This is a genomic window from Streptococcus caecimuris, assembly GCF_943193075.1.
In the GTDB taxonomy this organism is placed as follows: Bacteria; Bacillota; Bacilli; order Lactobacillales; family Streptococcaceae; genus Streptococcus; species Streptococcus caecimuris.
The window spans coordinates 38,838-50,178 of record NZ_CALPCT010000017.1; the positions used below are offsets into that span (position 1 = coordinate 38,838).

The window sequence follows — 11,341 nt, forward strand, 5'->3', positions numbered from 1 at the left end:
CTTCATCTATCGCTCACCATTTCACTTTATAATTATTTCCTTTAATGATAAAATTAAAGCAACAACGTTTAGGAGGTAAATTTATGTTTACTAAAACAAAGAAGATCCTTTTCGGTTTCTTGGCATTCTTTGCAGTGCTCCTTATTGCGGGATGTCAGTCTTCTCCATCGCAGTCTTCTAAAACAAATAAGTCTTCTCAAACAGATAAATCTCCTCAAACAATAAAAGCACCACAAGATCTTACAAAGGATCAACAAGGAACTTGGAAATGGACTGACCAACAAATGACCATTCAAAAAGTATTCCTAGCTTCTAATATCAAAAAACTTGCCGCTGTACTAATGCTTGATGACTTCGATAAGGTTAAGATGACGATGACCATTAAAGATAAAACCGTTGAATTGAAGTACCATTTTGATTACAGAAAACTGTATGAGGATCAAGCATTTGCAACAGGAGAGAACAAAGCGAATTATGAATCGTATTTAAAAAATAAAACTGCTGAATTTAAGAATTATATTCCAAATTTGAAACATACAAAGATTACTCTTGACGAACCTAATTATGCCTATGATTACTCTCTAACTGGAGAAATCGATACACAGAAACATACTATTACGTTCCCTGAAACACCTACATTTTTAAGTAGAATTGTTATGGGAACCACGTATAATTCACTTGTACCAATTACTTATACTTACACCGTTGAAGGTAACCAACTAACACTTTATGCTGAAGGTAAAGATGAACAAAGTCATTTTAGAGTAATACGTCTTCGTTTCAATTACGTAGAAGACAATCATTAGAAGGAGTGATCAATCATGAACAATATGAAAAAAAGTTCCCTATGGATGTTTTCCCTTCTTGCTCTTCTATTGGTATCAGGATGTGGGCAACAGAAACAACAGCAACAGAAACAACAAACAACCGCTGAGACTACAACAGTTGCAGAAACTACCACAGTAGCACCGACCCCAGTCTCACTCGAAGGGGACTGGAAAGCTGTAGATTTTAGAGATACAGTGGAACGTACTTTCTTAATTTATTATGGTGATGCTAATAGTCGATTAAAGGTTACTGAAGCCTTCCAAGATATCGTTCCGACTCTAAAAATCACAGGAACAGATGTAACTTATTCTTATAGTGCTGATATGAATAAGTATATTGATTTTTATGCTGAACAGAATAAAGATGAATATCCTACAAAAGAAGAAGCTACTGCCATCCTTCTAGGCGTAAGAGAAAAGAAATTTGGAAGTTTTAAACATCAAACTGGAACGTTTGATAACGATACAAAAGTGTTAACTGCAACGTTAAAAGATGGAGTTTTAAACGAGAATGCAAAAACGATCGTATTCCCTGAAGTCCCAAACATCTTTGGAGTTCTACCTCTTTATATTAATTCTACAGACGTACCAATTACTTATCACTACGAATTGAATGGTGACATCCTTACAATTTACGCTGAAAAAACATTCGAAGAAACAGGAGCACATCTCGTTTATCCAATGAAATTCAAGAAAGTTTCAGATCCTAAAACTAATTAAATAGCTCACCGCCCCTTGAGAATTTCTCAAGGGGCTTTTGCGTGCAAACAAAATAATTTAGGAAGCCTTGAGAATCTCATCTATTGGGTACTCTGCTACATACAATTTTTCCGTTTCTTATGTTGAATAATCGGTCAAGTTACAAAACAAAATTGTGATTCGTTTGAAAGCCCTTGCAAAACAATTATGTTGCACGTATAATATAAGCGTAATACAATCATCTATTTTAAGGAGGTCTAGCGATGATTAGACGTTATAAAAAATTATTTTTAGCATTCGTTGCTCTGCTCTCAGTCTTCCTACTAGCTTCTTGTTCTCAAAAACAAAGTGGCTCTAAAAAGGCTGCTAAAACAGAAACAGCAAAAGTCGAAACGATTGATGGCGAATGGGAATTAGTCGATACTCTCGATGCTTTAACGGAATCCATCGGTGCCTATACCCTCCATGGAATCCACTTTGCACACTTGCTTGAATCTGTTAAAGACTTCAAAATGGACATGAAGATTGAAAACAATACGGCAACCATTAAATACGACTATAACATTGATAACTTTATTAAAGCTTTCTCCACTGTCACAACAGAAGCTAGAGGCAAGACTGAAGAAGAATTCAAAAAAATCATGTATGACTCTCATGAAGGATTTGCAGGCGACTTTAAGAAATACAAAGTCAGCATGAATAAAGATACTGGCGTGTTTAGCTACGAAGCAACGGGTTCTATTGATCAAGGTGCCAAAACAATGACCTTTGATGAAGGACTTTCAGTAGCAAACTCATTCTTCTTCTCATTCGGTGAAAATCGCGTTTCGCCAAACACATATCACTACAAATTAAAAGACGACATGCTTTATGTCACGATTGATGGAAAAGCGAAGAAAAATAATCTTCCAGTTCACTATGAACTACACTTCAAACGTAAAGGAAGCACTACTCAAAAAGACCCTGTTCCAATTGAAGGAAAATGGCAAGCCATCGACTTCCGACCAGCTCTTGAACGTAGCTTAGCCTTTAAAGATTTTGACAATGATGATTCGGCTATCAAGCTTATCTATCCTGAGGCATGGAAAGATTTAAAACCAACGTTGAACATTACAGGTACATCTGTTGAATTCGACTATACTGTATCTCTAGCAGATGGTTTTGGAAGGTTCTACGATTACTTAAAACAAAAAGATGCATCTAAAGTGACTCAAACGAAAGAAGAATATATTAAAAATCAATTTAATAAATTATCAGTCAATCTACAGGATGGCGCTAAAGACTTGCCCAATACAACTTATGAATTTGATAGAGGTAATGCTAAAATTCATTCTGTATTGAAGAACGGTAAATTAGATACAGCAAACCAAACGATTATCTTCCCAGAAGCTATCAATATTGTGCAACTTGCAACCATGTCCATTGGACCTGTCGCTAAAGAAACTACGTATAAATACTCTATTGATGGAGATATTTTAACGTTGACGATTGAGCAACGCGATGGACATAATAATCTAAATACGATTATTTCAGCAAAATTCAAAAAAGTGTCTGATGCAACGAGCAAGTAGTCATTCCACTGCTCCTTGAGAATTTCTCAAGGAGCTTTTTTCTGTGCAAAAAAATAAAGAGCTTACGCCCTATTAAAATACTTCGGTACCTTTGGTTCGGTTAGGAAGGAACGTAGTTTTCGCTCCGCTCAAACTGCATCAATGTACCTAAGCTCACTAACGTTCGCTAAGGTACATAGAAAAAGCCACCGGCTTTGGTGGCTCTTATAGGGAGATTATTATGAAAAAGTTTTAGGAGTTTTATCATTCAAAGTTAGGAGGTCTTTGATGATGGTATTAGTATACGATAGGAAGCTTAAAATTTCCTTATAGTTTTTCTAAAAAATTTTTTTTGAGAAAAAGAGGAGGTCTCAAGCAAGGATTTCACATCCTTGTTTGGCCACTCCCCTTTCCTTCTTATTTCTTAGCGATGGCATGGTAGCTAGTCTTGCTGGTGAAGACTTGACCTGCTCTCAAGATGACCTTTTCTGCCTGGTCGCTATGAATGGCATCTGGCACTGTTTGGAATTCTAGAGCCAAGCCATTGTGCTGAACCATTGGTTGGCCTTGCAGATGAACAGTCTCGTCTACGAAATTGGCTGAATACACCACCAAGGCTGGGGCTTCTGACTTGAAGGTCAAGAAACGTCCAGATGGCTGATGGTAAAGAAAGCCAGCATTTTCATGCCCTTCTGGAAGAGCAAATGGATGGTCTAATCCTTCTACCAGGCGGATTTGCGGATCAGAGTCCTTAAAAAGATCCTCCAAGAGCATAGCTTGGTAGAGATGCTGAACAACCGGACTTTCTCTATCCACGGTCTGAAGAGGAACACCGTCTGGATGGATAGGGTAAAGCCCTTGATGGTTGATCTGAAAGACATGGTCATTGATCGGTTGGGTGAAGTCCCCAGATAGGTTGAAATAGCTGTGGTTGGTCGGGTTAACTAGAGTATCTTGATCCGTTTCTACCCGATAAGCAATCTCGAGCTCACCTGCTTCAGTCAAACCATAGGTTACCCAGATCTTGAGATTTCCAGAGAAACCGCCGGTACCATCTGCACGCTCTGTGTACAGGGTGATTTCTTGGTCTGTCACGGATTCCACGCTAAACAAGGCGCTGTCCCAACCCGTCGGTCCACTGTGGTTGCAGTTGGCACCGTTATTGGCTTCCAAGTGGTAGGTTTGACCATTGAGTTCAAAGCTTGCCCCTGCAATCCGACCTGCTACCGGGCCAATACTAGCCCCATATTTAGGGCTATTGTCCACATAATCCTCAAAACGATCAAAACCTAAGATGATATTGGTAAACTGGTCTTCTTTATCAGGCGTCACATATTCTAAGATCGTCGCCCCATAGGTCATGACAGATAATTGGTAGCCCTTATCATTTTCGAGGCGATAAGCCCGAACCTCTTGATTCTGCCATTCCCCAAACACGCTTTCTTGATACTGTTTCACAAACCTTCTCCTCTCACTGTTTTTCTCCATTGTATCAGTTTCACAAGAAGAAACACTCCACTTTTTATAGAAAATTAGTGGCTATTCTTTATGAAATGGATGAATGATCACCCCTTGAACAACCCGATTGACGGTACCAGTTGGTGAAGGTGTGTCTGGGCGATTTTGCACCTTGAGCGAAGTCAAGAGAGAAATCAATTGACCATAGATAATGTATGGGAAGGCACGGTAGATATCTAGAGAGTCTGCTGATGCTTTCACCAACACTTCCCGTACATGCTCAATCCCTGCAGCTTGATCGGTCAAGAGGACAACTTGACGGGCAATTTGATCCCCTGCAACTTCTCGAACCAAGTCCAGATCATACTGACGTGTGTATGGATCAATGGATCCAAAGACCAAGACGAGGGTCTGGTCATTGATGAGGGATTTCGGACCGTGACGGAATCCGACAGGACTCTCATACATGGTTGCGATTTTGCCTGCTGTTAATTCCAAAATCTTGAGCTGGGCTTCATGGGCTAGGCCAAAGAAAGGTCCTGCCCCCAGATAGATCACGCGCTCGAAGTCTAGATCGACCACTTCTTTGACCGCACGGTCCTTCTCCAAGATTTGCTCAGATAGATGAACCAGCTCTTCTACTCGTTTTTCCTTGATCTCTTCCTCGCTTGGATCAAAGACCAAGAGAGCTGTCAAGAGCATGGAGGTAAAGCTAGAGGTCATCGCAAAGCCGGCATCATTGGTTTCTTTAGGTTGGAGAAGCAAGAGATTGCGCTCATCCCCATGCGCCTGCAAAGCCAGTTTTCCTTCTTCGGCACAGGTAATGGTGATCTGATAGAGTTCATCAACCAGATCTTGGGCCAACTGCACAGTTGCAACACTTTCTGGCGAATTGCCACTCCGGGCAAAGGATACTAAAACCGTCGGAACCTCTTTTTTCAAATAGGTTTGTGGATGCGCCACGATATCCGTCGTCGCAATGGATTGGAAATTCCAGTGGCGTTCATCGTGCACTTCCTGCAAGTAAGGAACCAAGGTATCTCCCACATAAGCCGAGGTCCCAGCCCCTGTCAAGATGACCTTGATATAGTCATGCTCTTGCCCAATTTTTTCTAAGAAAGCTTTTATTTCCGCTTTTCTTTCTTGGTACAAGCGAGCTGTTTCTTTCCAAACACTTGGTTGTTGGTAGATCTCACGAGTGGTGATCTCTGCTCCTAGCTCCTGCAAGTCTTCTTTTGTATAGTCTAACATAGAAACTGTTGTTCCTTTCTACAATCTAACGTTGATAAATGGGAAAGGAGCCTGAGATGATGCTCCCAGACTCCCATACCAACCTACTCATCTTCATCATCATCAAGGTTTGACAAGAGGTCATTGACCTTGACAATACTTTCTTTTGCACGTTCAGGGTAGTCCCCTTCATTACCAGTCAGGCTACTATTGATGAACTCGATGACCATCGGAAGATTCATCCCTGCGTATAAGTCAATCGCACGTCCTTCAAGGATCAAGCGGCTCACGGTGTTGCAAGGAGTTCCTCCCAAGAGATCGGCAAATACAATATAGTCTTCTAGACCTTGGACGGTTGCTTCAAATTTAGCGGTAAAGTCTTCTGGCCCTTCTTCTGGTAAGAGTGCAACCGTATGGATGGATTCTTGTGGCCCCATAATCATCTCTGTGCTCGCTTTGAGCTCTTCACAAAAGCGACCATGGCTGACCAGTACTAACTCTTTTGCCATACCCTACTCCATTACTGCATGCCGAAGCAGAAATGACCAAAGGCAGAGAAGGCAATCGCTGCGACGATAATCAACAAGATAGCTTTAGTTGAGTTCATTCCTTTACGTCCAAGCAACCAGTAAATCACACCTGTGATAATAGCTGGAACCAAGCGTGGGAAGATCAAATTGAGCATGTCTTGGATATCGATGGCTTTGTCCCCGATGTGTGGCATCCAGGTTACATCCACATTGATCATCGTTGCAATCAAGGCACCGACCATGAAGATACCAAGTACAGAAGCTGCTTCGATCAAAGCTGTCAAGGTACTTTGCATGTTGTTGATTAAGTTGGTACCTTCTTTATAAGCGAATTCCAACTGTTTCCAACGGAAGATATCATAAGCAACTGCCACAGCAATCCAAAGGAAGATACCCCATGGTTGACCTTGTGACGCGATGGTTGCTGCAATAGATCCCATAATAGCTGGAACCAAAGATCCAAAGATAGAGTCTCCAAGAGGGGCAAATGGTCCCATGAGACCTGTCTTGATCCCGTTAACCGCATCTTTAGAGTTGACACCATCTTTTTCTTCCAAAGCCAAATCAAAACCAGTGATAATGGTGTGGAAGAATGGAGAAGTATTGAAGAATTGCGTATGCAATTTCATCATTTCTTTCAATTCAGGTGTGCCATCTCCATACATTTTCCGCAATTGTGGAAGAAGCATGTAAAGGTAACCAGAAGCCTGCATCCGTTCGTAGTTCCAACCTAATTGGAAGGTGAAGAGGCTACGTTTGTTGATTTGTTTAAAATCCTCTTTAGTGAGTTTGTAGTTATTAGAATTCGTCATCTTCAATTTCCCCGCTTTCTACATTGCTTGCTGGAGCAGCTACAACTGTACGTTGGCTGTTTTTAAAGTGTTGCACTGCAAGGAAGATACCGATGATGGCAACCCCGATCATAGATACAGATTTGAAGTTGTTTGTGAAGGCAACCATTTGTTCTTTTGGAAGTTTTGCAAACGCATCTGTTCCAAGCATAGCAGAAATTGCAGCACCAACACTTTGAACATTGCTGTAAAGCACTGTCAACATCGCTGTCAAGCCAAAACCAAGGGCAAGATAGTGAAGGTGACGTTTCACAGGCAAGTAGTGAAGCAAGATCGCAAATCCAAGACCAGGAAGCATACGTCCTGCAAGAGTCAAGCCGTTTGCGAACCATTGATATTTTGCAACAAAGTCAACAACAGATTGGACAAAAGCACCACCAAAGGCAAGAGCCAAGAAGACTGGAAGAGCACGAGAGAGAGCCCAAGGAACAGCACCAAGAAGGTAGTTGCGTTCAATTCCTTTATAATCAAAGCGTTCGATCGCCGCATCAATACGGTGTGCAAAGGCAGTAGTACTCATACGGCCAAGGATATCTGCATAGGTCAAGAGAGCAGCTACGGGAACGGCAATAGTTGAAATCGCAATTTCTGGTTTAATACCTTGCGCTACTGAAAAGGCAGTTGCAAGAACGGCACCAGAAGTGGCGTCAATACGAGAAGCTCCACCGAAAGTACCTACACCGAGCACTGTCAATTGGAGAGACGCTCCGATAAAGAGACCTGTTCCTAAATCCCCCATAACAAGTCCTGTAATGAAACCAGCAAAGACTGGTGAGCCTGCTGATGAAACAATCGTCAACTCATCACAGATTTGATAAGCTGAGTACAAAGTAAGTAGTAAAATTTGCCACCATTGTATCATGACAATTTCCTCCTAAAAATTTTCTTTTACTTTAATAACTTCATAAAGTCTTCTGCAGTGTCGTTTGGCACCATCTGAGACGTAATCTTTACACCTTTTTCGTGGATCTTGTTGAAGTCTTCCACGTCCGCGTCCACCACATTGATCGAGCGGGTAATCGCACGTGTCTCATCAGATTGAGACATATTGCCGACATTCAGCGTTTCAAGCTGAACACCTGCTTCGATCAAACGAAGGAAACGATCAGGTTTGCGAGCTACGATAAAGAGTCGTTGGCTATCATATTTTCCAGCCAAGATATTTTCCGCAGCCTTTGCGACTGGCAAGATACTGAGCTTAACACCAGGTGGTGTCGCTAGTTTCAAGCCACTTTTTTCAATATCATTTTGAGCGACTTCATCATCGATCACCATGATACGTGAAACATTTAGTTTGGTAGTCCAAAGATTGGCTACCTGCCCGTGGATCAAACGTCCATCGATACGGCATCCTACAATAGTCATAAGTTTTCCCCCTTTACTTCTTTGAATGTAGGTTGTTGAACAAGTTGAAGTGTCTCTTGGTACCGCCCTTCTGTCTCAAAGACGATCAGGCTATTGGCTCCTTCTTTGAGGAAGCCATGAGGCACGTAAAGTGAAGTGGTCGGTCCGACCTCCCAGAAGCGACCAAGGTTATGGCCGTTGACAAAGACGACCCCTTTCCCAAATCCTGTCATATCCAGATAAGTGTCAAGGGTGTGGTCCAGCTGAAAATCATATCGGTAAAAGGCTGGAGCACCTGTCTGCCATTCCTTTGAAAAATCGAGCTGACTGAGATCTTGTAAATCCAGTGGGTACTGCTTCCAATGAAGGTGGAAATGCAAATCCACACAGACACCTGTGCGAATGCCCTTGTGCTGGCTATCAGCTAAGAGCTTGTGGCCGTAGTTGACACGTCCCATATTCTCAAGCAAGATTTTTAAATTCGTAACCGCTTTCTTTTTTCCTTTGATAAAAAGATCTTCACCGATCTCTGTTTGGTATTGCGTTGCTACATGTTGATCATCCAGGTAAATCTGTACCCGATCCCGGCCATCAATGATGCGCAGTTTTTCTTCTTCCGCATCCAACTCAAGGTCTGTCTCATATAGCAGATAACCTGTGGTTTGCCCTAACCCTTCCATCTTTTCCGGATAGAGACTGGTTTTGACTTGAGCCAAATTGTCCAGATTCCCAAAAAGACTAGTCTTGGTTGCCAAATGTAAAGTCTGCTCTGGCAAACACTCTTTGATGAGTGGTTCTTGCTGTGGGTATTCCGGATAATAGGTCGCCATCATTTTTTGAATAGCATAATACTTCTCCGTCGGATTGCCCTGCTCATTGAGCAAAGCCCCATAGTCATAGGATGTCACCTGTGGCAAATCAAGCGTACCCCGAGCTGAGCAACCATTCATGAAGCCGAAATTGGTTCCGCCATGAAACATATAGAGATTGATGGAGCCGAGCTCCAAGACCTCATGTACAGCTTCTGCCAACTCCTCTGGGTCCCTTCGAATCACGGGTTCCTTCCAGCGGGTAAACCAGCCATCCCAGAATTCCATACACATCAAGGGCCATTTCTTGCCGTATTCGTCAAAGAATTCTTTCATCTGACCAAAGTTATAGGCTGCTTTGGAACCGAAGTTTCCCGTCACAAAGAGGTCTTCTTCAATCAGGGTTCCTGTTCTTAGCGTTGCTCGCCATGGCCCATCCGATGTAAAGAGAGGACAGGTCACGCCTTTTTCCTTCATCAAATCCCGAATGGCACGCAGATAATCCTTATCTTCTCCATAAGAGCCGTACTCATTTTCCACCTGCATCATGAGGATTGGACCACCTTGATCCACTTGGTAGGGTGTCAACAAGCCAAGCAAGCGATCATAATAACGATCCACCGCTTCGATAAAGGCTGGGTCTGATGAGCGGATTCGCAGGTCTTCTTCCAAGAGCCAGGCTGGTAATCCACCAAATTCCCACTCTGCACAGATAAAGGGCGACGGCCTTACAATCATGTAAAGTCCTAGGGACTGGGCTGTTTGAATGAAACGCTCTAGATCCAATCGACCACTAAAGTCAAACTGCCCTTTGCGGGGTTCATGCGCATTCCAAGGGACATAGGTCTCAACCGTGTTAAAACCCAAAGCCTTTAGATTATACAAGGAATGATACCAGTCTGCTGGGTCAATTCGGAAATAATGGATCGCTCCGGATAAAATCTTGAAGGGTTGATCTTTTAAATAGAAAGCATCGCGAATCTCAAAAACTCCCATAAACGCCCCCCTTTCTTATATGTAACCCTTTTCATTTATTAATATAATAAATTATTTAAAAAATGTCAACACTTTTATAAAAAATATGTTAAAATAGGGTTAAATAAGAGAAATCTAAAGAGAGGTAGCACTATGGCAATTCCAAAGTACCAACACATCAAAGATGAATTGAAGCAGCAAATTATCTCCGGAAAATTTGAAAATGGAGATAAATTTTATACTGAAGCTGAACTCATTAAAATTTATGATGTCAGCTCTATCACCGTTGTCCGTGCTTTGAACGACCTCGCTGCTGATGGCTACATTGTCCGTCAGCAAGGAAAAGGAACCTTTGTTTCTCGTGCTCGAAAACACAAACTGGTTGAATTTTCAGATGTTGAAACCTTCCCAATCCAAAAGGCCAAAGTCAAAGTTCTCTCTATTAAACGTGGAAATACCTTAAGCATCCTAGACAAACTAGGCCTCAACCCAACGCAATTCTACTATAAGATCGAACGGACTCGCCAGACAGGGGATGATACCTATATCTTCCACCAAACCTATATTCCTGAACAATACATCAATCCAAACTATCCAAATTTGGAATACTATAGCTCTATCTATGATCGCTTCAAAGAAGACTACCACATTCATATGAATGATGAACACTTCGAAGAAGTCAACGAAATCGTCTTTCCTACACCAAACAAGGTTGCTAAAGTATTGAACATCGACGAAAATTTCCCAACGGTCAAACAAGTGAAGACGACCAAGCTAGAAGCGACTGGCCAAATCCTTGAATACACGGAAACCTATAAACGCGGTGACTACTACAAGATCAAGTTCATCTCCTGTGACCGCGATCACTAAGAACCAAAAAGACTGAGACATCTCGGTCTTTTTTATAGCTCCAGTATAGCACGTTGAAAACGATTTCTAAAGACCTCTTTAAAAATATATATAATTAGTGATAGTTTAGCTATAAAAAGTTTAAAAAGAGAGTGGGACAGAAATCGGTAATTCGTTAGAATTCGATTTCGTCGTCCCACCTCCGCACAGTTGAGTAGG

11 protein-coding genes are annotated in these 11,341 nt (G+C 41.9%); 4 read left to right on the forward strand and 7 right to left on the reverse strand.

The window, feature by feature from the left end; translation table 11 throughout:
* Positions 1-83 precede the first annotated feature (83 nt).
* The 3 genes from NFR56_RS07595 to NFR56_RS07605 all read left to right on the forward strand — a co-directional run bounded on the left by NFR56_RS07595 (position 84) and on the right by NFR56_RS07605 (position 3,097).
* Complete coding sequence (locus NFR56_RS07595; RefSeq protein WP_251458491.1) at positions 84-806, forward strand: hypothetical protein; 723 nt, start codon at positions 84-86, stop codon at positions 804-806.
* Positions 807-821: 15 nt separating this feature from the next.
* Positions 822-1,547, forward strand: a complete 726-nt coding sequence (locus NFR56_RS07600; RefSeq protein ID WP_118228651.1) for a hypothetical protein — start codon at positions 822-824, stop codon at positions 1,545-1,547.
* Between the two features lie 242 nt (positions 1,548-1,789).
* Positions 1,790-3,097, forward strand: a complete 1,308-nt coding sequence (locus NFR56_RS07605) for a hypothetical protein (RefSeq protein ID WP_118228652.1) — start codon at positions 1,790-1,792, stop codon at positions 3,095-3,097.
* 396 nt (positions 3,098-3,493) lie between these two features.
* Here NFR56_RS07605 and NFR56_RS07610 read toward each other — a convergent pair whose 3' ends face one another.
* From NFR56_RS07610 to NFR56_RS07640, 7 genes are all read right to left on the reverse strand, one after another.
* Complete coding sequence (locus NFR56_RS07610; protein ID WP_251458494.1) at positions 3,494-4,534, reverse strand: aldose epimerase family protein; 1,041 nt, start codon at positions 4,532-4,534, stop codon at positions 3,494-3,496.
* A gap of 81 nt (positions 4,535-4,615) precedes the next feature.
* Complete coding sequence (locus NFR56_RS07615) at positions 4,616-5,785, reverse strand: SIS domain-containing protein (RefSeq protein WP_134974818.1); 1,170 nt, start codon at positions 5,783-5,785, stop codon at positions 4,616-4,618.
* 83 nt (positions 5,786-5,868) lie between these two features.
* Positions 5,869-6,273: a PTS sugar transporter subunit IIA gene (locus NFR56_RS07620; protein ID WP_003002366.1), complete on the reverse strand. Its 405-nt coding sequence runs from the start codon at positions 6,271-6,273 to the stop codon at positions 5,869-5,871.
* Positions 6,274-6,284: 11 nt separating this feature from the next.
* Positions 6,285-7,106, reverse strand: a complete 822-nt coding sequence (locus tag NFR56_RS07625) for a PTS system mannose/fructose/sorbose family transporter subunit IID (RefSeq protein WP_003002374.1) — start codon at positions 7,104-7,106, stop codon at positions 6,285-6,287.
* Positions 7,093-8,007 carry a PTS mannose/fructose/sorbose/N-acetylgalactosamine transporter subunit IIC gene (locus tag NFR56_RS07630; RefSeq protein WP_003013827.1) on the reverse strand — a complete coding sequence of 305 codons (915 nt, stop codon included), beginning with the start codon at positions 8,005-8,007 and terminating at the stop codon, positions 7,093-7,095. Before NFR56_RS07630 ends, NFR56_RS07625 begins: the two co-directional genes overlap by 14 nt.
* 26 nt (positions 8,008-8,033) lie before the next feature.
* Complete coding sequence (locus NFR56_RS07635; protein WP_003009322.1) at positions 8,034-8,510, reverse strand: PTS sugar transporter subunit IIB; 477 nt, start codon at positions 8,508-8,510, stop codon at positions 8,034-8,036.
* Positions 8,507-10,294 carry a glycoside hydrolase family 35 protein gene (locus NFR56_RS07640; protein ID WP_049490663.1) on the reverse strand — a complete coding sequence of 596 codons (1,788 nt, stop codon included), beginning with the start codon at positions 10,292-10,294 and terminating at the stop codon, positions 8,507-8,509. The genes NFR56_RS07635 and NFR56_RS07640 overlap by 4 nt, the downstream gene beginning before the upstream one ends.
* 132 nt (positions 10,295-10,426) lie before the next feature.
* Between NFR56_RS07640 and NFR56_RS07645 the strand changes: the two genes are divergently transcribed.
* Positions 10,427-11,143 carry a GntR family transcriptional regulator gene (locus NFR56_RS07645; protein ID WP_134974819.1) on the forward strand — a complete coding sequence of 239 codons (717 nt, stop codon included), beginning with the start codon at positions 10,427-10,429 and terminating at the stop codon, positions 11,141-11,143.
* Positions 11,144-11,341: the final 198 nt, after the last annotated feature.

Coding starts and splice junctions, on each gene's coding strand:
- NFR56_RS07595 (WP_251458491.1), top strand. CDS start 84: ATGTTTACTAAAACAAAGAAGATCCTTTTCGGTTTCTTGGCATTCTTT.
- NFR56_RS07600 (WP_118228651.1), top strand. CDS start 822: ATGAACAATATGAAAAAAAGTTCCCTATGGATGTTTTCCCTTCTTGCT.
- NFR56_RS07605 (WP_118228652.1), top strand. CDS start 1,790: ATGATTAGACGTTATAAAAAATTATTTTTAGCATTCGTTGCTCTGCTC.
- NFR56_RS07615 (WP_134974818.1), bottom strand. CDS start 5,785: ATGTTAGACTATACAAAAGAAGACTTGCAGGAGCTAGGAGCAGAGATC.
- NFR56_RS07620 (WP_003002366.1), bottom strand. CDS start 6,273: ATGGCAAAAGAGTTAGTACTGGTCAGCCATGGTCGCTTTTGTGAAGAG.
- NFR56_RS07625 (WP_003002374.1), bottom strand. CDS start 7,106: ATGACGAATTCTAATAACTACAAACTCACTAAAGAGGATTTTAAACAA.
- NFR56_RS07630 (WP_003013827.1), bottom strand. CDS start 8,007: ATGATACAATGGTGGCAAATTTTACTACTTACTTTGTACTCAGCTTAT.
- NFR56_RS07635 (WP_003009322.1), bottom strand. CDS start 8,510: ATGACTATTGTAGGATGCCGTATCGATGGACGTTTGATCCACGGGCAG.
- NFR56_RS07640 (WP_049490663.1), bottom strand. CDS start 10,294: ATGGGAGTTTTTGAGATTCGCGATGCTTTCTATTTAAAAGATCAACCC.
- NFR56_RS07645 (WP_134974819.1), top strand. CDS start 10,427: ATGGCAATTCCAAAGTACCAACACATCAAAGATGAATTGAAGCAGCAA.